The sequence below is a fragment of the Sphaerochaeta sp. genome (assembly GCF_050256055.1).
GTDB lineage: Bacteria > Spirochaetota > Spirochaetia > Sphaerochaetales > Sphaerochaetaceae > Sphaerochaeta.
In genome coordinates, this window is the sequence record NZ_JBFWIJ010000008.1 from 88795 (window position 1) to 108543 (window position 19749).

Below are 19749 nucleotides of genomic sequence, written 5' to 3' on the forward strand. Positions count from 1 at the left end.
GCATCCTTCACAGGCCATGCCTGTCATTCAATAATTGCTTCATGTGGCGCAGTCTTGAACTCTTACCTGTCTGCGGGAGTGATTCAGTAACGCACGCGAGCGAAGATTAGGAATTCCGTACCAGCTGCAACACAAAATCGAAAGCAATTGAACGGTATCATGCGCAATTTTGGCTGTCAATTCTTCCTCTCTGCAAAATTTCGGTTTTCCCCTTGACAATCCGTTTTCGCTGAACTCTTGCAATTCTTATACATTCTTTGCATGATGACGCACATGAATAGTAATATCATAGGTTTGCTTGTTTCCTTTCCCTTTCTCGCCGTAGTCATTGCAGTCGGTATCGCGCTGCGGCATGTATACTCGATTTCCAGTGAATCCATGCGTAAGTTCGTCCACATCGGGGTATCCAACTGGTGGTTCCTTGAATTGGCGTTCTTCACCTCCTTTTCCTATGCCTTGGTCGGTCCGATCGTATTCATCATCGTCAACAGCCTGTTCACGTTTCTGGGTTGGGGCAAGGCATTGGGGATGGACGACCGCAAGCGCAACTATGGATTGATCTATTTCCCCATAACCTTGGTGATTCTGGTAATTCTGCAATACCAGGGCTTGGTCTCTTCCCTGGCCTGCACCATAGGCGTATTGGTCATGGGGTACGGTGATGGATTGGCTGCCTTGATCGGGCATAAATGGGGAAAGAAGCATCTGCCGATCCGGATGGCAAAAAAGTCGTTTGTAGGCAGTCTCACCATGGCGATTGTAAGTTTCCTGATCACCTTCATTGCCTTGATCGCCTACGCTCCGCTGTCATTCGGCATGACTTTGTTCGTCTCCGTGTTGGTCAGCCTGATCGCCACCTTGGTGGAGGCCTTGACCCCACTTGGGCTGGACAATCTGTCGGTGCCGTTGGTTGCTGCACTGCTGGTCGAGGTGTTTGTATGAATGCGTATGCGAATCTGGTGCCCCCCAACGCTTCGCTTACTTCCTTGTTCAATGGTTTCTTTTTCTCCCTGCCGTTTGCCTTCTGGGCATTGGTTTTCATCATGGTGGTGGTGGCTGTCGCATCATATGCCGCCGGACAGTTGACCGTCGGAGGATCTGCAGCCGCCTTTTTGGTGGGCTTGGGAAGTACCTGGATTCTGGGATTCGGGGCGTTGGCGACGCTGTTGCTGTTTTTCATTGCAGCAGCCTTCCTGGGGAAACTTGCCAAGCGGATCGGTTTCGTCGATACCATGAAAATTCATCGCAAGGGGGGCAAGCGGGATGCTATGCAGGTGTATGCCAATGGTTTGATGGCACTTGTCGGTGCATTGCTGTATGCGTTCAACCCATCCATCCCATTCTTGGTCATGTTCGGTGCGGCCGTCGGGGAGGCTGCCAGCGATACTTTCGCCGGTGAGGTGGGGATCCTGTCCAAGACAAACCCGGTTTCCATCATTACCGGCCGGCCCATGAAACCCGGTCTGAGCGGTGCGGTCAGCGCTCTGGGATTTGTTGCAGCATTGGTGGGTGCTTTGCTCATCGCCTTGTGTGTCTGGGGCTGTTTCCTTCCTTTGACGGGAAAGAGTGCGGCGTATGCCTCGGTCATCGGTGCAAGTTCCTTTTTCGGCTGCTTGATCGACAGTGTCCTGGGAGCGACGGTGCAGGCCCATTATTATGATGAGGCGAATGACCGGCTTACCGAACATCCTAGCGTAAACGGCAAAGCACTGCCGTTGGTAAGAGGGATCCGTTGGATCGACAATGATATGGTGAATCTGATGAGCAATGTGGTTTCAGCACTTCTGGCTCTATCCTTGGTCCTGATAATCGGGTAATGTGCATTTTCCACTTGCTTCTGAGCTTTTTTCTTTGTATGTTACATGACGGTGGGCCAAAGAGGTCTATCATGTGTAATCGCACCACATATTCTTTAAGTGAGGATATATCGTATGGCAAAACAATTGCAGTTCAATGAAGAGGCACGCAAGTCTTTGGTGACTGGTGTTGAAAAGATCTCCCGCGCAGTCATGGCGACTCTAGGGCCGAAGGGAAGACTGGTGGTACTGGACAAGAAGTTTGGTGCTCCCACCGTAACAAAAGACGGTGTCTCCGTAGCTCGTGAGATTGAGCTTGAGGATCCGTTTGAGAACATGGGCGCCCAGCTTCTCAAGGAAGTCGCAACCAAGACCAATGATGTCGCCGGAGACGGTACCACCACCGCTACGGTACTTGCCTGGGCGATCACCAAAGAGGGTATGAAGAGTGTGGCAGCCGGAGTGAATCCGATGGGTATCCGCCGTGGTATCGACAAAGCTGTTACCGATGCCGTCAATGAGATCAAGAAACAGGCCAAGATGATCAAGGACAAGGAAGAAATCGCTCAGGTTGCTTCCATCAGCGCCAACAATGATCGCACCATCGGCGATGAAATCGCCAATGCCATGGAGAAGGTCGGTCTGGATGGCGTCATCACTGTCGAGGAATCCAAGACCATTGAAACCACCACCGATTTCGTCGAGGGGATGCAGTTCGATCGTGGGTATCTCTCCGCATATTTCTGCAACAACCGTGATACCATGACCGCAGTTCTGGATGATCCGTTCATCTTGATCTATGACAAGAAGATTTCAAACATGAAGGAGCTGCTCCCCATTCTGGAGAAGATTGCACAGTCCAGCAAGCCGCTGCTCATCATTGCAGAGGATGTCGACGGTGAAGCCTTGGCAACCCTCGTGGTGAACAGTGTTCGCGGCATCCTGAATGTTGTAGCAGTGAAGGCTCCCGGGTTCGGCGACCGCCGCAAGGCAATGCTTGAGGATATTGCCATCCTCACCGGTGGTGAAGTGATCAGCGAAGAGCTCGGCCTGAAACTCGAGAATGCTGATCTCTCCCAGCTTGGTCGTGCCAAGAGCGTGAAGGTGGAGAAAGAGAATACCACCATCATCAACGGCAACGGCAAGCAGAGTGACATCAAGGATCGTATAGCACAGATCAAGGTCCAGATTGGTGATACCACCAGCGACTATGACCGTGAGAAGCTCCAGGAACGGCTTGCAAAGCTCGCCGGAGGCGTAGCTGTCCTGAACGTTGGTGCAGCCACCGAAGTTGAGTTGAAAGAAAAGAAGCATCGGGTGGAGGACGCCCTTTCGGCAACCCGTGCAGCCATTGAGGAAGGGGTTATCCCTGGAGGTGGTGTTGCATTGGTGCAGGCAACCCAGATGATGGAGAAGATCGATCTGTCCAAGCTTACCGAGGACGAGAAGGTCGGGTACAAGATTGTTCGCCGCGCCCTTGAGGAACCGATCCGCCAGATTGCCGAGAATGCAGGGCTTGACGGTTCGTTGATTGCAGACAAGTGCAAGCATGAGAAGCCGGGTGTCGGGTTCGATGCCGATGGCTTCAAGTGGGTCAACATGTTCGAAAGCGGCATCATCGATCCGGTGAAGGTCACCCGCAGTGCACTGCAGAATGCAGCTTCCATCGCGGCTTTGATCCTGACCACCGAATGTGCTGTCACCGATATTCCTGCTCCCCCAGCCCCCGTAGCGCCGGGCGCCGAGGGAATGGGCGGAATGATGTAAGACCATGCCTCAACAGGGGGGCCGCAACTGCGGCCCCTTTGCTGTATCCGGGCCATGCTATGGAAAACTTGACTACCCTAGTATGAACGTGCTACTTTAATCGATACTTGGAAAATCGGACGCAGCGTTGTCCTTGTATTACGATGCCATCCATTTTCATGCAAAGTGAGGATCACCCATGCTTTCATTGCTTAGTGCTTTAGCCGCTCCGGAGTCGACCGGCGGCGCCGCGAGCTCCACCGGTTCTATGATGACGACCTTCATCACGTTTGGTCTCATCATTGTCATTTTCTACTTTTTGATCATCCGTCCGCAGAAGAAACGGGACAAGGAGACCAAGGAGATGCTTGCCTCCATCAAGAAGGGAGACAAGGTTGTCTCCATCGGTGGTATCCATGGGACCGTTCTGGCAGTCAAAGAGACTACCGTGGTGGTCAAAGTGGATGACAACACTCGTCTTGAGTTCTCCAGGAATGCCATCAGCAGTATCGTCGACCGTAAGGCCGAAGGTGCTTCGACTTCCAGCAAGAAGAAGAGCAAGAAGGAAGAGCAGGTTACTGCTCCTCAGGATACGGAAGCCAAAGCCGAAACGACTGTAGTCGAAGCTGATGCTGAATCGAAAGACAACAAATAATTCTATTTAGACTATCTGGAGAGTATCATGAAAAAACGGAGTCGTCTGGTGATCGTTCTGGCGGTCGTCTTGTTGTGTGGATATTTCCTCTATCCCACGGTCAAGTGGTATGGATTTGTACCGCAGGACGCCAAGGAATTGGCAACAGGCTCAAATGTACAGATTAAGGAGTATTCCCGTGGACAGGCTTCACGTGATCTCCGCGCCCTCAAGGATCTGATTGCGAAGGATGCCAAGGCAGCCCTTCCTGCACAGTATGATTATCTGAAGGATGCAGCAAAGGCCAATTACAAGGCCATGAAGCAGCCCGTACCCAAGACTTGGACGCTGGAAAGTCTCTTCGGCGGATTCTACAATGAACAGAACATGTTCGATGCCGCCGAATCGTACTACCGTTCCAGTCTGCTGGACCTGAAGACCCTCGGCAACAAGGCTTTGCAACTGGGCTTGGACCTTCGTGGTGGTATGAGCATCCTGCTTGAGGCGGATACCGCTGCATTTGAAGCAAAAAAGGGGAGCAACGCTTCCGCCTCGGAGATTTCCACTGCGATCAAGCAGGATATCGAGATCCTCGAGAAGCGTATCGACCAATTCGGAGTCAGTGAACCGGTCATCAGATTGCAGGGAACCGATCAGATCCTCATCGAGGTTCCTGGTGCTGCTGATCCGGAACGCGTGAATTCCTTCCTTCGCGGCAAGGGATCCTTGGTATTCAAGATGGTCGACACCACCTTGACCCAGCAGCTCAATGACTATTACAAGGCTAATCCTTCCGAAGTGTACACCGACACCGGTGCCCTGAAGCAGCCTGACTTCCTGCCTGCAGGCAAAATTGCCGCTGGTTACTACGTCAGCGACGCCTATGGCATCGACGAGCTGGAAAGCTATGTCGTGGTTAATGAGGAAGTGGGATTGGATGGAATGCATCTGGAGAGCGCCACCACCGGAACCGATGGAATCACCGGCCGTCCGGTCGTGAACTTCCAGCTTGACAGCCTTGGTGGTGACATTTTCTACAAGCTTACCTCCACCCATGTCGGTGACACCTTGGCGGTTGTCATGGATGGGAAGGTGAAGGCAATGGCCACCATCAATGAAGGCATCCGAAACAGTGTCCAGATTTCCGGATTCAACGCGGCTGAAGCCAACGATCTTGCGATCGTGTTGCGTACGGCAGCCCTGCCGATCGAGTTGGTTGTTTCCAGCCAGCAGGCTGTGGGTGCAACCCTTGGAGAGGATGCTGTTGCCGCTGGTCTGAAGGCGATTGCGATCGGCTTCGTTCTGGTGGTCCTGCTGATGTTCGCATACTACAGTGCAAGCGGCTTGGTCGCCGACCTTGCCTTGTTGTTCAACCTGTTCATCATGGTCAGTGTACTCTCTGCTTTCAATTTCACGTTGACCTTGACCAGTGTCGCCGGTCTCATTCTCACCTTGGGTATGGCCGTAGACACCAACGTCATCATTTATGAGCGTATCAAGGAAGAGAGAAGACTCGGCAAGAGCGACATCGCATCGGTGAAAGCAGGTTTCGACAAGGCGTTCTGGACCGTCATGGACGCCAACATCACGACGATCATCGCTGCGTTGGTGCTGTCCCAGTTGGGAAGCAGTTCGGTCAAGGGCTTCGCGAACACATTGGCCATTGGTATTGTCAGTTCGGTGTTCACCGCCCTGTTCGTCTCGCATCTTATCTTCGATGCGACGGTGGTGGACCGTGAGGGTAAGAAGCTGCACATCAGCTGGAGGAAAAACTAAATGCTTAAGAAAGATATTCCTGTCATTAAATTGCGCTGGTATGCCTGGGCATTGGCTGGTGTCCTCCTGCTTGCCGGTGTCATCTCCTTGTTCGTCTTTGGTGGCTTCAACCTCGGGGTCGACTTTGAAAGCGGTCTGAGTCAGCGGATTCAGGTTGCTCCTGTCGGTCTTGAAGTGACCTACAGCGGTACGAAGGATGCAGTCCTGTCTGTCAGCGGCAATGCCCTGACGCTCGAGATTCGCGGTGAGGAGGGTGTTTCCACAACCAGCTTCCATGCAGCTTCCTACGCGACCGCAGCCGATCTTGGTGCAGCCCTCGATGCAGTGGATAAGATCAACGCAACCGTAATCGACGGTTCTTTGAAGACAGCGGATCTGCTCAGCGGATACGGCTTTCCGGCCACGCTTTCCTCAACACCGACCAAGTTGAATTTCAGAAGCAGCGGGACGACTTCCATTGAGAACGTCCGCTCCGCCCTCTCTTCCTTGGGAAATGTGAAGGTGCAGACCGTCGGTGCTGATTCGAACCAGATGTTCCAGGTCCGCTTCGGGATCAAGGACAACGGCACCCAGGCTTCCATGGAGGCTGAGGTGAAACAAGCCCTTGCCACAGCTTTCGGTGAAGGAAACGTCGTGGTCCTGCAGAGCGACTACATCGGACCGAAGTTCAGCGCCACCTTGCTTTCCAGTTCCATCATGGCCATCCTTGCCGCTATGGCGTTGATTCTGGTCTATGTATGGATCCGGTTCCGCTTTGCCTATGCCGTCTCTTCCCTGATCGCCCTGGTGCATGACGTATTCATGATGCTCACCTTCATTTCACTGATGCGTCTTGAATTCTCAAGTACGACGATCGCAGCTTTGCTGACGATCATCGGGTACTCGCTGAACAACACGATCGTTATTTTCGACCGTGTGCGTGAGAATGTGACGTTGCACAAACAGATCGGGCTTGCAGCACAGATAGACAAGAGCGTGTCGCAGTCAATGTCCAGAACGGTTATGAGCGCCGTCACCACCTTGATGGCGATTCTTCCGCTGGCAATTTTTGCTTCCGGCGATATCCGCCTCTTTGCAATCAACATGCTGCTCGGCATCGTATTCGGTACCTACTCATCCAACCTGCTTGCCCCGGCAATGCTGTATTGGATCAGCAAGGCACAGAAAAAGGTGGACATCGAACCCAAGAGTGCCGTATAACCACTCGTTTCGAAGATTCAACCATGCTGTCGTAGGGGTTACCTTGCGACAGCTTTTTCGTCATACTAGGAAGCTATGAAGATCGTATTGTCACAAACCATGGGATATTGCAAAGGGGTTTCCCGTGCATTGGGTATGGCTGAAAATGCCATCAGCCAAGCGGCACTGAAGGGAAAACCGGTATATTCCATGGGTAAATTGATCCATAACAGACAGGTCTGCGCATGCTTTGCCCAGCAAGGTATGGAGGAGATTGAAGGCCCCGAGGGCCACGCACAGGGTGTAGTGGTGCTGCGTGCTCATGGGATACCCGATGCGACGCGTACAGCTTTTCTGGAATCGGGATTCGAAATCGTCGATGCCACCTGTCCAGTCGTCAAACGGAATCTGCATTTGATCGCTGAATACAGCAAAACCCACCGTATTGTGATTGTCGGGCATGCCCATCATCCGGAAACAGCAGCAATGCAGGGCGTGATGGTCGCTGGGCAGCCGATTTTCTCCAAGTTGATCACCGATATCGAACATATAGGGGTTGCTCAGCAGGACGGGCGGTATGCTGTATTTGTCCAGACGACGTTCGACCAACAGCAATGGATCGAAATCAAACAAGCCTTGACGCATTGGTGCACCCGTGGGTGTGAGCTTGTGTTCGTCAATGAGATTTGTCCCTCTTCGATCAACAGGCGGGAGGCGGTTCTCTCGCTTGCCCGAGCGTGCGACGGGGTCGTGGTTATCGGGGGTAAGGAGAGTGCAAACACCAATGCCCTGTACGAATTGGTGGTGCAACAAGGAAAGAAAGCCTGGCATATTGAGGATGAGACACAAATCACCGAAGATATGTATGCCTGTGCTATACTGGGCATAACTGCAGGGGCTTCGACCCCGCCTTCCTTGATTCAACGTATTGTAGAGAAGCTAGAAGAGGAGTAATACATGGCAACAGATTACCGGGGGATTCCGATTCCTACCATCAAACGTTTTCCTTCCTATCTGAGGCTGCTCAAAGGATATCACGAGCAAGGCCTGGAAATGGTATCGGCCACCATGTTGGCCGAGGAGCTGGGACTCAAGCCCATCCAGGTACGCAAGGATATTTCCTGCACCGGTATCGAAGGCAAACCGAAAGTGGGCTTTACGGTGACCAAACTCATCGATGCCATTATTCATACACTTGGATGGGACAACGCAACCGATGCGATCTTGATCGGAGCCGGGCACCTTGGTTCCGCGCTAGCTCGCTATGAAGGTTTTGAGACCTACGGTTTAAAGATTGTTGCAGCGTTTGACATCGACAAACAGAAATGGGGCAGCAAATTGGGTGAGGTCCCGGTATTTCCCCTCGATTCATTGAAGCAATACATTGAGGAAAACCATGTGAACATCGCCGTTCTTGCCGTTCCTGCCGCCCAAGCACAGGAAGTTTCCGAATTGGTGGTGGAGTGCGGGATTCTGGCAATTTGGAATTTTGCCCCCAAGGATCTGAAACTGCCTGAACGGGTGGTCGTACAACGTACCGATCTTGCAACCAGCTTCGCCGTCCTTTCTGCGAAGGTAAAGCGCAAGATGAGCAAGGAGCAGCTTCTTTCAGAGGAAGATGAGTGGTAAGGGTGTGCCTGATGCAGGGGTGTCATGAAGACATCCCTTATTAATATTCCTATAAGAATATTAATAGTATGTTTGATTGAATATAATTCTCATAAATCACAAACATAAGATAATAAAAACTCAATTTTTCATAAATTATTGACTTTACAGCCATAAGTGAATACGATGAGACCCAATGTTAGGAATATGAGGGTACAGCATGGACAGGTTGGTAGTCGAATTGTGCATGGGGAGTTCCTGTTTTGCACGAGGCAATTCCCAGACCTTGCAGGCGTTGGAGACGTTCTTGCGCAATGAAGGGTTGGCTGATCAGGTGGAATTGGTCGGGCACTTGTGCCTGGGCGCCTGTTCGAAGGGGCCGAATGTCCGCATCGGGGATCAAGCCTACCGAGAGCTTGACGCCGAAGGCGTGGTGGCCTTGGTCAAGCAATCGCTCACGCTCAGGAAACAAACTACATGATACACCCGATATATACCGAGCTCACCGAGTGCCGCGATTGCTATAAATGTGTACGCGGCTGTCCGGTGAAAGCGATCCAGGTCAAGGATGGATCGGCGGTGGTCGTAAAGGACCGGTGCATCTACTGCGGGCATTGTGTGGATATCTGTCCTTCCCATGCAAAGAAAATCCGTAATGATCTGGCCCGGGTACGGCAGTTTCTGACCGGAGGAAGGGCAGTGTACTGTTCGCTTGCCCCGTCTGCGGCAGCTGAATTTTCCTGCAGTATGGATGCATTGGTGCTTGCCTTGCATCGTTTGGGTTTCACGGCAGTCAGCGAGACCGCCCTTGGCGCGGCCTTGGTCAATGAGGCAATCGAGACATACGCCGACCAACATGAGGGGACTTGCCCTTGGATTTCCACCGCCTGTCCTACGGTGGTGCAGATGGTCAAGAAATATTACCCATCCTTGGTTCCCCATCTTGGCAAGATTCCCTCTCCTCTGCAATGTCATAGCGCGTATTTGCGCTTTCTGTATGGGGATGATATCGGCATTGTGTTCATAGGCCCGTGCATCGCGAAGAAGGTGGAAGCCGACCAAACCCCGGGGTATCCCGATTTTGCCCTCACCTATGAGGAACTTCGTACCTGGTTGCATCTGGAAGGCTTGGACCTTGGCCTGATGGAAGCGAAGTTGGCTGCCGATCCATCCCAAGCATACTCCTTTGTTCCCGCACGGGCGGGAAAGTCCACCCTCTATCCGATCGAGGGGGGCATGATAGCATCCCTTCGGTGGGGTGGCGATCCTTTCCAGACCAAGGCGGTGGCGGTCAGTGGGTCCAATCAGATTGAAGGAACGCTGAAAGGCATGCAATCCGGCCAGCTCTCCAGCGATTTTATGGAGCTGCTTTTCTGCGAAGGTGGTTGCATCAACGGAAGCGGGAGTGAAAAGGGTCGGTCCTCTGCACTCAAGAAGGGGTATGCGACCCGGTTCACCAGAAGCCGTATTTCGCAATCGGGGCCTCTGTTCCAAGGCGCCCCTTCCTTTGTCGCCGATTTGCTGGCCAAGGGGTATGCCATCATTGATTCGAAACATGCCGGGGAATCGGATATTCCTGTTTCCTCGTTTGTCTCTTCCCATCGTGAAGAGGATATCGATCGTGCACTGAGAGTGTTGGGGAAGCGGGATAAATCCGATGAATTGAATTGCGGCGGCTGCGGCTACAACAGTTGTCGGGAGATGGCGATCGCCTATCTTGACGGAATGGCCGAGATGGAGATGTGCGTCACCAAAATGCGCAAGGAAGCCCAAAGCAAAATCGACGTTCTGCTGCGGACAATTCCCATCGGGGTGGTCATCGTGGATGAAAAGTTGAGAATCGTTGATTGCAACAACGGCTTTCTCACGTTGTTCGGCGATCTCGATTTTGCACTGGAACAGTCATACCTCAACTTGGTCAAGGATTTGCCGGTTGAACGGTTCGTCCCCTTCTCCGAGAGGTTTTCCGAGCAATTCGGGTCGCCCAAGGCACGGCAATACAACCTGCATTATCAGGATACCTTTCTGAAGACGACCTTTTTCTCGGTGGAGCAGCAGCATCTGGTAGGTGCTTTGTTCGAGGATATAACCACACCGACGGTGCGACGTGAGACAGTGATCAAGAAGGCCGAGGATGTCATCCAGAAGAGCTTGGAAACCGTGCAACAGATAGCCAGTCTGCTCGGAGAGAATGCAGCAGAGACCGAAATCATGCTCAATAGTCTGATTGACGCCTTTAAGGTGCCTGACACCAACCAAGGTGATGGTCTGGCCAAGGAAGAGCAATGAACGACGTATTCCTTGATGTCGATTATGCCCAGATATACAAGCATGATCAGAAGATTGGAGGGGATGTGTTTCTGCTTTCCCGGGATAAGGAGAGCAATCAGATTGTTTGCACGCTCAGTGATGGGCTCGGCAGCGGCGTAAAGGCGAATGTATTGGCAAGTCTGACCGCACGGATGGCCCACAAGTTGAGTTTCAGCCCGATGGATCTGACGCATTCGGCGCAGATCATCATGAATACACTTCCGGTCTGCAAGCAGCGCAAGATCAGTTATTCCACGTTTACCATCGCCGATCTTCGCCCTGCCAGCCCTGATGAGATCACGGTAAATCTGGTGGAGTACGACAATCCTTCGGCGTTGGTATTCCATGGCAGCTCCGAATATGCCTGGCAGCCGAAGCAGATCGAACTGCATCGTGACGGTGCGTTCAAGAAGGAAGTTCTCGGACACTCCCACCTGAGGCTGAACATCGGCAGCAGATTGGTAATCTTCAGTGATGGGGTCACCCAGGCGGGAATGGGCAAGGAACTTCCTCTCGGTTGGCGGCTGGATGGCGTAAAGCGGTTTGTACAAACCAGAATTGCAGCTGACCCTGACATTTCCAGTCATGATCTTGCGCAGGCGATCGTGCATCGGGCGCATGCGCTTGATCGCCTCTGTGCAAAGGACGATATCACCTGTATGGTGGTATATGTACGCAGACCGAGGCGGACGTTGGTGGTTACCGGACCGCCATTCACCAAGGAGCATGACCAGCAGATGGTGGATGCGATCCGATCGTTCGAAGGTAAGAAGATCATCAGCGGAGGAACGACGGCCCAGATCGTTTCCCGTTTGTTGGGCAAGCCGCTGAAGGTCGACCTGCACTGCTGGTCACCCCAGGTCCCGCCGTGTTCGGTCATGGAAGGCATCGATTTGGTCAGTGAGGGGATGCTGACCCTCAGCAAAGTGGCCAGCGCCTTGGAGGAGAAGACCCCGTTGAGTTCACTGCCCGACGATGCGGTGAAGAAATTCATCAGTGTCATGCAGGAAAGCGATCAAGTGCACTTTCTGGTCGGAACGAAAATCAACGAGGCGCATCAGGACCCGAGCATCCCGGTGGAAATCGGTATACGCAGGACTTTGATCGGACGTTTGAGAAAGGCTTTGGAAGAGAATTATTTAAAGGAAACCTCGCAGCAATACATCTAGCGGGAAGGAGCAGGTGATGAACAGGAAAGAGAAAGTAACGGTAAAAATCTGCGTGGGGACGGCTTGTTTTGTCCAAGGAGGAGCCGATTTGCTTCTGTATAATGAATTCTTGGACCCGGTGGTGCTGGCGACCTGTGAATTGGAGGGTGTTTCCTGCTTGGGAGGCTGTAAAATGGCCGAATCGAACGAACGGCCTCCCTTTGTGGAGATAAACGGGAAACTCTATGGGGATATGACCCAGGAAAAGTTGTGCAAACTGCTTTCGGAGGCGATTCATGCTTGAATTGAACAACCAGTATACGGTAATCAAGCGACAGGTCCAGACCGAGGTGCTCAAGGAGTTCTTTGCAGGGACCCTTGCCGAGCATGCCGATGCAATCCCATTCAGACTCATTCCCAAGCAGAGGGTTCCCAACCGTTGCTGCATTTATAAGGAACGGGCGATGGTCCGTTACCGGATTATGGCTTTGCTGGGGGTGGACATCGAGCATGAGGACGATGAGATGAAGGGGCTCGGTGCCTATGTACAGGAAGCACTCGGCAGCCATCGTCCGACGCTTCCCATTTTGACCACCATCAATACAGCCTGTTCCTCCTGTCCACCGGACCGGTATCTGATCAGCGATGCCTGCAGGGGGTGTTTCGCCAGACCCTGCCTGGCCAATTGTCCGAAGGATTGCATCAGCTTTTCCAATGGACAGGCCCACATTGATGAGAACCGATGCATCCGTTGCGGCAAGTGCAAGGAGGTGTGCCCTTTCCATGCCGTGGTCCATATTCCCGTCCCCTGCGAGGAAGCTTGTCCGGTGAATGCGGTGAAGAAGAACGAGGATGGGTACGTCGAGATTGATTATGAGAAATGCATCAGTTGCGGCCGATGTGCGATGAGTTGCCCGTTTGGGGCGATTGTCGATCGCTCCTCCGTCCTTCCCGTTGCAAAGATTCTGAAGGATAATGAACCGGTTACCGCCTTGATTGCACCGGCGATTGAAGGCCAGTTTCCGGGGACCTTGGCGCAGATCAAGCAAGCCTTGCTGGCCGTAGGATTTTCCCAGGTGATCGAGGTCAGTGAAGGTGCACGCATCACCTGTGAACATGAGGCCTCAGAGTTGAATGAACGCAAGCTGGCGGGCAAGGGGTATCTGACCACCAGCTGTTGTCCTGCATACATGGAACTGATCGACAAGCATCTGCCGTTCCTGTCCGAACATCGCTCGTCTGCACTTTCCCCTATGGGATATGCCGCCCTGCTGGCGAAGCAGCTGCATCCCGAGGCGAAGACGGTGTTCATCGGCCCCTGTCTTGCCAAGAAAGTAGAAGCCGTCAGATTGGGGACGTTGGACGGGGTGATAACCTTCAGTGAGCTGGCTTCCCTTTTCATTGCCCGGGGGGTTGATGTTCGGGAGATGGTGAGTGCCGACCTTGGTGATACCGCATCCTTTGTGGATTGCCGGGAATTTGCACTTTCCGGCGGGGTTGCTTCCTGTGTGCTCTCCCGGATGACTGCCGGTTCGGAGATAACGGTTCTTCCGATCAACGGAATCGACAAGAAGATGTTCAGAGCCATGAAAGTCTGGGAGAGACGACCGGTGGAAACAGATTTGGTGGAAGTGATGTGTTGTGAAGGCGGCTGCATCAACGGTCCGGGGGTGGTGGTCAAGCCTTCGGTCGCAGTCAAGCTTCGCGGTGGCGACAAGGCAACCATGCCGGTCAAGGCGATGCGGTCCGTATTGGGCCCCAAGGAGGGTGGCGTATGATTGAATTGGGTGGTGGATCCTTGCTTTCCCAGATGGAAGCTCTGGTACATGATTGGGATGGAAGCACCGAACGAAGGTATTGTCATCTGGCGAATGCTTCAGCTTTGTTGTGCGAACATTTGGAACGGGTCATCTGGGTGGGATTCTATCTCACCGTCCCCGGAACCGAGCGGTTGGTGCTCGGCCCGTTCCAGGGCAAGGTTGCGTGTACCGATATCAGTTTCACAAGGGGTGTCTGCGGACTGGCGGCCCGGACAAAGCAGAGTGTACGGATTGCCGACGTACACCAGATTCCCGACCATATTGCATGCGACAGTGCGTCGCAAAGCGAGTTGGTCATTCCTTTGTTCTCTCCGTCGCACGATGTGGTGGGCGTATTGGATATCGACAGCGCCGAAGTGGGTCGTTTCACTGAAGAAGACCAGCGCGATATGGAAGCAGTGGCCGCTTTGCTGTCCCATAGGCTTTGGACTTGACTAAATTCCCCAATGTACGCATTCTATGCAGTAAGGCGATGAGAAAGACGAGTAACCGGAAGCGGAGCCACAGAGAGGATTCCCTTGGTTGAGAGGAATCCGGCAAGCGCTCGATGAAAACCCCTTTTGAGCCGCATACCGAACGGGAAACCCAGTAGATTATGCCGCACACCTGGCGATACAGGTACTTGAGTGTCCTTTCCGATACCTTTGGAGCGGGAAGGGAAGCAAGGTGGAACCGCGGAACATGAGAGCCCTCATGTCTTCGTCCTTGCCGGTGGTGGAAGATGCCGCCCGGCGAGGGAAGGCATGAAGGCTCTTTTTTTATGTGGAATATACTCTGGGAAGGAGATAGTATGGCAAAGGAAGATGCAGGAGAGAAACTCTCCAAGATTAGGCACTCGATGGCGCACGTCATGGCAGAGGCCGTGCTGCAGATGTTTCCTGATGCGCAGATAGCCATCGGCCCTGCGATCGAGAACGGGTTTTATTATGATTTCGATTTACCCCGTCAGTTGGTGACCGAGGATCTGGAAGAGATCAGCGAACGGATGCGTGCCATCATAGCCGAGGACAAGAAGTTCGTCCGGACGGTGGTCAGTCGTGCAGAGGCGCAGAAGCAGTTTGCCGACCAGAAGTACAAGCTTGAGCTGCTTCAGGCGATCCCCGAGGATGAGGAGGTCTCTCTCTACAACCAAGGGGGCTTCACCGATTTGTGCCGTGGCCCCCATGTGGATTCGACCAAGGAGCTCAAAGGGGATGCGTTCAAGCTGATGAGCATCGCAGGCGCTTATTGGAGAGGCAAGGAGACCAATCCCATGCTCACCCGCATCTATGGGACGGCGTGGGCGAATGCAAAGGAGCTCCGCTTGTATCTCCAGCATCTTGAGGATGTTGAGAAACGGGACCACCGTAAGCTCGGCAAGGATCTTGATTTGTTCAGCCTTCATGAAGAGGCCGGTCCCGGTTTGGTGTACTGGCATCCGATGGGGGCGAGGGTCAGACAGGCGATCGAGAACTTCTGGCGCCAGGAGCATTATGCCAATGGCTATGAAATGGTCTATACCCCCCATATCGGACGTTCCTGGCTGTGGGAGACCAGCGGGCATCTTGGGTTCTACAAGGAAGGCATGTATCCTCCGATGGAAATGGACAAGAGCGACTACTATGTGAAGCCGATGAACTGCCCATTCCATATCATGATCTACAAGAACAGCAAGCATTCCTATCGGGATCTTCCGTTCCGGTGGGCCGAGCTTGGTACGGTCTATCGATATGAGAAAGCCGGCGCCATGCATGGACTGATGCGGGTCCGGGGTTTCACCCAGGATGATGCTCACCTGTTCGTGACTCCCGACCAGATGAATGAGGAGATCCGCGAGGTCTTGCGGTTCTCCCTGCATATGCTGCATAGTTTCGGATTCCGTGAGATCAATGCGTATCTTTCCACGAAGCCGGAGAAGTCGGTGGGAGATCCTGCACGCTGGGACGACGCCACCGAAGCGCTTCGCCAAGCCATCGTGGCTGAAGGTCTTTCCTATGAGGTGGATGAGGGCGGCGGTGCCTTCTACGGGCCGAAGATCGACTTGAAGATCAAGGACGCCATCGGTCGTGAATGGCAGCTGTCCACGGTTCAGTTTGACTTCAATGAACCGGAACGCTTTGATATGACCTTTGTGGATAAGGATGGACAGGAGAAGCGGCCGTACATGATCCACCGGGCATTGCTCGGATCGATCGAGCGGTTCTTCGGCGTGCTCATCGAACATTATGCCGGAGCGTTCCCGCCGTGGCTCAGTCCCGAGCAGATCAAGATCATTCCGGTCGGCGAAACGTTCTTCGATTATGCCAAGGAGCTTGAGAAGCGTCTGAGAAGCGAAGGCTTCCGGGTTTCTGCAGATCTTGGTGATGACCGGATGAATGCAAAGATTCGCAATGCCCAGCAGCTGAAGATCCCCTATATGGTGATCATCGGTGAGCGAGAGGCTGAGAATGACCAGGTTTCGGTGCGACTGCGGACCGGAAAGCAGGAAAACGGGCTTTCCACCCAGGTTTTCATCGACCAGGTCAGGGCAAAGGTGCAGAGCAAAGAGCAGCTCTGAGAAACAACGTGAACATCGTACTGGGGAGCCGGAGTGATCCGGCTCTCAGTCGCTTGGAGGTTCCATGACCCAACGAGAAGCATTTGAACGCCTGGAGACACTGGATCGACAGGTTGTATTGATGGAGCATATAGGTTCCACCCTTTCCTATGATCAGGAGATATCGCTCTCCGAACTCGGGGTGGAAGAACGTGCGGCCCAGCTTGGATGGATCGCCGCCCGGGAACATGAGTTGGTCAGTGGATCGGAAATGGGTGATCTGCTTGCCGTCCTAGATGAAAAGCAAGCGGAAACCCCGTTCGAGCAGGCCTTGGTCAGAACCAGACGAAGGGAATATGAGAAGCAGGTCAAACTTCCTGAGGAGTTGGTACGTTCAATTTCTGAACAGGGAGCGAAAGCCCATCAGAGTTGGGTAAAAGCAAGAAAGCAGTGTGACTGGAGTGTGTTTTCCCAGGACTTTTCGGTCATGGTGGATTTGGTCCGCAGGAAAGCAGAATTGCTGTGTACTTCCGACCAATGTCCCTATGATGCCCTTTTGGATGAATTCGAGGAGGGAATGAGAACCGAGCAGGTGCGTTCCTTGTTCGGTTCGATCAAACATGATCTGGTCGGTCTTGTCGACCGAATCAGTGATCAACCGGTCCGCACGGATTTCTTGTTCCAGCCTTACCCGATCGATAAGCAGGAGCAATTCGCCCGACAGGTGCTTTCCGATATGGGATTTGATTTCAGGCGTGGAGGATTGTCGGTTACCGTGCATCCCTTCACCACCACGGTTGGTGCTGACGATATCCGCATCACCACGCGCTATTCCGATCCCAGTGTCATGGACAGCTTCAGTTCCACCATTCATGAAGGTGGGCATGCCTTGTATGAGATGGGTGCATCCCAAGGCCGGATCAAGGGAACCAGCTTGGCAAATGGGGCTTCGTTCGGCTTGCATGAATCCCAGAGCCGGCTGTGGGAGAACATGATTGCAAAGAGCCCGGCTTTCTGGGAGCATTACTACCCGCTGTTCCAAAATCTGTTTCCCGACCAGACCCATGCTGTTTCCTTGGAGCAATTCATCCGAGCTGTCAACAAGGTGGAGCGGACTCCCATCAGGGTGAATGCAGATGAGGTGAGCTACAGCTTGCACATCATGCTCCGTTTCGAGCTTGAACAGCGGATTCTGGACGGTTCGGTCAGCATCGGCGAGTTGCCGGAAGCATGGAATGAACTGACCCGAAGTCTGCTTGGTTTCACGCCGAAGAATGTGAGTGAAGGGGTTCTGCAGGACGTGCATTGGAGCAGCGGCGACTTTGGGTATTTCCCCACCTATGCGCTGGGAAACCTGTATGGGGCACAGTTTTTCCAGTATGCAGGAGAGAAGCTGCCGATCGAGGACCTGTTGCGCTCGGGCAAGCTTGGTGTGATCAAGGACTTCCTGGAAACGGAAATATATGCACAAGGGGCTATGCATACGGGATTGCAGACACTGGAATCGGTAACCAAGCGAGCTCTTGACGCGACCTGCTTCACAAGCTACCTTGAAGGCAAATTCAGCCGGTTGTTCGGCTAACATGAGGTATGTATGAATCTTCCGAATAAGCTTACCGTATCCCGGCTGATTATGGCGCCGTTGTTCTTTCTTTCCTTCCATCTTGGGTATTGGTTCGGTCCTTCCTATCAGAGTCTCGCTTCCGTTTTGACGTTGGTTCTGTGGTTGTTGACCGAGCTCACTGATTTGCTTGACGGACAGATCGCCCGTAGGAAGAATTTGGTCACGGATTTGGGGAAGGTGATGGATCCGTTCGCCGATACCTTTTCCCGTTTGACGTATTTTGTATGTCTCAGCGGTGTGGGCATCATGCCGCTTTGGACGTTCATCCTGATCATGTGGCGGGAGTTCTCCATCCTGTTTGTCCGTATGTTGATGATGGGCAAGGGCAAGCCGGTCCCTGCAAACATTTGGGGGAAGAGCAAGGCTGTTTTGTATGCACTCAGTGGTGCGTTGGGAATCCTGTACATCGCGTTGGAGCATTGGTTGGGGGATTTTGCATTCCTGCTTTCCGTACGCCCGGTCCTCACCGTGGTGTTCATCCTTGCAGCGTTGAGTTCGGTGATGTCCTTTCTTACCTATATCAGGGCGATTGTCCGAGACAAGAGCCTTGCTTCCCTGACACGATGAGGGCGTCCATGCAAGCATTGACAAATCTCACCGTCGAAGAGGCCGGAAAACTATCGTTTTTGTTGACTGATGTGGATGATACCATCACCACGAAGGGGAAATTGCATCCTGAAGCCTTGGACGCCCTGTATCGGCTTGCCAATGCGGGTATCCGCACCATTTGTGTAACCGGAGGATCTGCAGGGTGGGGCGATACCTATCTCAGGCAATGGCCGATTGAGGCTGTGCTCAGTGAGAGCGGGGCGGTCTGTCTGTATCGCAAGGATGGCTCGATCAAACACTACATCCATCCGTCCATCGTGCAGGATGGATATCAAGATCGGATGAAAGCGTTGATGGAACGGGTTCTCTCCTCTGTGCCGAACGCAAAGCTTTCCAGTGACCAGTTTGCACGATTATATGACATTGCGTTCGACCATGGCAGCGAGCCTCCGTATCTCGACCAGGCCGGGATTGCCCAAGTGGTTGCCCTCTGCCAGGAGATGGGTGCATCGACGGCGGTCAGTTCCATCCATATCAACGCTTGGTTCGGCAGCTTCGACAAGTTTCGGGGAACCAAGGCTTTCTTCTCCGATGTGCTTGGGTTGGATGAGCAGTACGTATGCAACCACAGCTGTTATTGCGGGGATGCTCCGAATGACCAAGTCATGTTTTCTCGTTTTCCGGTCAGCTTCGGGGTAGGTAATATCCGTCGCCATGTTTCATCAATGCAAGTGTTGCCTGCATATGCAGCTGAAGCAGAAGGCGGGGCCGGCTTTGCACAGATAGTTGATGCATTGCTGGAAAGGCGTGGTAAATTATTGTGAAATTCTTTGTGAGGACTGCTTGACACTAGCAGAGGAGTTTTGTTATGTTATCGGAGCACGCTGAGCGACACCAAGTCGTGATGCGGCAGATTTTTGACAGATATATGAGAGAAGAGAAGAGAAGATATACACGAGATGATTGCCGAAAGGTCGTTGATCGAGTGTTTTGGAAGCTGTAAGGGCTTCCCAGTCAATTCGAGGAATAATGATGAACAGTAGA

18 protein-coding genes are annotated in these 19749 nt (G+C 53.0%); all 18 read left to right on the top strand.

Annotation, left to right across the window (positions count from 1 at the left end; all coding sequences use genetic code 11):
- Positions 1 to 273: 273 nt before the first annotated feature.
- On the top strand, positions 274 to 942 hold the full coding sequence (locus AB7C91_RS05050) for a hypothetical protein (RefSeq protein ID WP_332446586.1): 669 nt from the start codon (positions 274 to 276) through the stop codon (positions 940 to 942).
- Entirely contained in the window at positions 939 to 1817 is an 879-nt protein-coding gene (locus AB7C91_RS05055; RefSeq protein ID WP_332446587.1) for a DUF92 domain-containing protein, read from the top strand. The genes AB7C91_RS05050 and AB7C91_RS05055 overlap by 4 nt, the downstream gene beginning before the upstream one ends.
- Positions 1818 to 1931: 114 nt before the next feature.
- A complete protein-coding gene (groL, locus tag AB7C91_RS05060) occupies positions 1932 to 3563 on the top strand; it encodes a chaperonin GroEL (protein ID WP_332446588.1) in 1632 nt (543 codons plus the stop codon).
- A gap of 178 nt (positions 3564 to 3741) precedes the next feature.
- On the top strand, positions 3742 to 4197 hold the full coding sequence (yajC, locus tag AB7C91_RS05065; protein ID WP_332446589.1) for a preprotein translocase subunit YajC: 456 nt from the start codon (positions 3742 to 3744) through the stop codon (positions 4195 to 4197).
- A 27-nt stretch (positions 4198 to 4224) separates the two neighbouring features.
- On the top strand, positions 4225 to 5952 hold the full coding sequence (gene secD, locus AB7C91_RS05070) for a protein translocase subunit SecD (protein ID WP_332446590.1): 1728 nt from the start codon (positions 4225 to 4227) through the stop codon (positions 5950 to 5952).
- The gene (gene secF, locus AB7C91_RS05075) at positions 5953 to 7152 is read left to right on the top strand and encodes a protein translocase subunit SecF (protein WP_332446591.1); all 1200 of its coding nucleotides are present in this window, start codon (positions 5953 to 5955) and stop codon (positions 7150 to 7152) included.
- A gap of 75 nt (positions 7153 to 7227) precedes the next feature.
- Positions 7228 to 8085: a 4-hydroxy-3-methylbut-2-enyl diphosphate reductase gene (gene ispH, locus AB7C91_RS05080; protein ID WP_332446592.1), complete on the top strand. Its 858-nt coding sequence runs from the start codon at positions 7228 to 7230 to the stop codon at positions 8083 to 8085.
- 3 nt (positions 8086 to 8088) lie between these two features.
- Positions 8089 to 8760, top strand: coding sequence for a redox-sensing transcriptional repressor Rex (locus AB7C91_RS05085; RefSeq protein WP_332446593.1), 672 nt, complete (start codon positions 8089 to 8091; stop codon positions 8758 to 8760).
- 199 nt (positions 8761 to 8959) lie between these two features.
- Complete coding sequence (locus tag AB7C91_RS05090) at positions 8960 to 9220, top strand: (2Fe-2S) ferredoxin domain-containing protein (RefSeq protein ID WP_332446594.1); 261 nt, start codon at positions 8960 to 8962, stop codon at positions 9218 to 9220.
- Positions 9217 to 11028: a [Fe-Fe] hydrogenase large subunit C-terminal domain-containing protein gene (locus AB7C91_RS05095; RefSeq protein ID WP_428589639.1), complete on the top strand. Its 1812-nt coding sequence runs from the start codon at positions 9217 to 9219 to the stop codon at positions 11026 to 11028. The genes AB7C91_RS05090 and AB7C91_RS05095 overlap by 4 nt, the downstream gene beginning before the upstream one ends.
- Positions 11025 to 12218, top strand: a complete 1194-nt coding sequence (locus tag AB7C91_RS05100) for a SpoIIE family protein phosphatase (protein ID WP_332446829.1) — start codon at positions 11025 to 11027, stop codon at positions 12216 to 12218. Before AB7C91_RS05095 ends, AB7C91_RS05100 begins: the two co-directional genes overlap by 4 nt.
- A 16-nt stretch (positions 12219 to 12234) precedes the next feature.
- Positions 12235 to 12501 carry an NAD(P)H-dependent oxidoreductase subunit E gene (locus AB7C91_RS05105; RefSeq protein WP_332446828.1) on the top strand — a complete coding sequence of 89 codons (267 nt, stop codon included), beginning with the start codon at positions 12235 to 12237 and terminating at the stop codon, positions 12499 to 12501.
- A complete protein-coding gene (locus tag AB7C91_RS05110) occupies positions 12494 to 13975 on the top strand; it encodes a monomeric [FeFe] hydrogenase (RefSeq protein ID WP_332446827.1) in 1482 nt (493 codons plus the stop codon). Before AB7C91_RS05105 ends, AB7C91_RS05110 begins: the two co-directional genes overlap by 8 nt.
- A complete protein-coding gene (locus AB7C91_RS05115) occupies positions 13972 to 14451 on the top strand; it encodes a GAF domain-containing protein (protein WP_428589644.1) in 480 nt (159 codons plus the stop codon). Before AB7C91_RS05110 ends, AB7C91_RS05115 begins: the two co-directional genes overlap by 4 nt.
- Before the next feature lie 356 nt (positions 14452 to 14807).
- Positions 14808 to 16553 (top strand): threonine--tRNA ligase, encoded by a 1746-nt coding sequence (gene thrS / locus AB7C91_RS05120; protein ID WP_428589646.1) that lies wholly within the window; start codon positions 14808 to 14810, stop codon positions 16551 to 16553.
- 64 nt (positions 16554 to 16617) lie between these two features.
- On the top strand, positions 16618 to 18114 hold the full coding sequence (locus tag AB7C91_RS05125) for a carboxypeptidase M32 (protein ID WP_332446824.1): 1497 nt from the start codon (positions 16618 to 16620) through the stop codon (positions 18112 to 18114).
- Positions 18115 to 18126: 12 nt separating this feature from the next.
- The gene (gene pgsA, locus AB7C91_RS05130) at positions 18127 to 18723 is read left to right on the top strand and encodes a CDP-diacylglycerol--glycerol-3-phosphate 3-phosphatidyltransferase (RefSeq protein ID WP_428589650.1); all 597 of its coding nucleotides are present in this window, start codon (positions 18127 to 18129) and stop codon (positions 18721 to 18723) included.
- 8 nt (positions 18724 to 18731) lie between these two features.
- Positions 18732 to 19529 (top strand): HAD hydrolase family protein, encoded by a 798-nt coding sequence (locus tag AB7C91_RS05135; RefSeq protein WP_332446822.1) that lies wholly within the window; start codon positions 18732 to 18734, stop codon positions 19527 to 19529.
- Positions 19530 to 19749 lie beyond the last annotated feature (220 nt).

Coding starts and splice junctions, on each gene's coding strand:
- AB7C91_RS05050 (WP_332446586.1), top strand. CDS start 274: ATGAATAGTAATATCATAGGTTTGCTTGTTTCCTTTCCCTTTCTCGCC.
- AB7C91_RS05055 (WP_332446587.1), top strand. CDS start 939: ATGAATGCGTATGCGAATCTGGTGCCCCCCAACGCTTCGCTTACTTCC.
- groL (WP_332446588.1), top strand. CDS start 1,932: ATGGCAAAACAATTGCAGTTCAATGAAGAGGCACGCAAGTCTTTGGTG.
- yajC (WP_332446589.1), top strand. CDS start 3,742: ATGCTTTCATTGCTTAGTGCTTTAGCCGCTCCGGAGTCGACCGGCGGC.
- secD (WP_332446590.1), top strand. CDS start 4,225: ATGAAAAAACGGAGTCGTCTGGTGATCGTTCTGGCGGTCGTCTTGTTG.
- secF (WP_332446591.1), top strand. CDS start 5,953: ATGCTTAAGAAAGATATTCCTGTCATTAAATTGCGCTGGTATGCCTGG.
- ispH (WP_332446592.1), top strand. CDS start 7,228: ATGAAGATCGTATTGTCACAAACCATGGGATATTGCAAAGGGGTTTCC.
- AB7C91_RS05085 (WP_332446593.1), top strand. CDS start 8,089: ATGGCAACAGATTACCGGGGGATTCCGATTCCTACCATCAAACGTTTT.
- AB7C91_RS05090 (WP_332446594.1), top strand. CDS start 8,960: ATGGACAGGTTGGTAGTCGAATTGTGCATGGGGAGTTCCTGTTTTGCA.
- AB7C91_RS05095 (WP_428589639.1), top strand. CDS start 9,217: ATGATACACCCGATATATACCGAGCTCACCGAGTGCCGCGATTGCTAT.
- AB7C91_RS05100 (WP_332446829.1), top strand. CDS start 11,025: ATGAACGACGTATTCCTTGATGTCGATTATGCCCAGATATACAAGCAT.
- AB7C91_RS05105 (WP_332446828.1), top strand. CDS start 12,235: ATGAACAGGAAAGAGAAAGTAACGGTAAAAATCTGCGTGGGGACGGCT.
- AB7C91_RS05110 (WP_332446827.1), top strand. CDS start 12,494: ATGCTTGAATTGAACAACCAGTATACGGTAATCAAGCGACAGGTCCAG.
- AB7C91_RS05115 (WP_428589644.1), top strand. CDS start 13,972: ATGATTGAATTGGGTGGTGGATCCTTGCTTTCCCAGATGGAAGCTCTG.
- thrS (WP_428589646.1), top strand. CDS start 14,808: ATGGCAAAGGAAGATGCAGGAGAGAAACTCTCCAAGATTAGGCACTCG.
- AB7C91_RS05125 (WP_332446824.1), top strand. CDS start 16,618: ATGACCCAACGAGAAGCATTTGAACGCCTGGAGACACTGGATCGACAG.
- pgsA (WP_428589650.1), top strand. CDS start 18,127: ATGAATCTTCCGAATAAGCTTACCGTATCCCGGCTGATTATGGCGCCG.
- AB7C91_RS05135 (WP_332446822.1), top strand. CDS start 18,732: ATGCAAGCATTGACAAATCTCACCGTCGAAGAGGCCGGAAAACTATCG.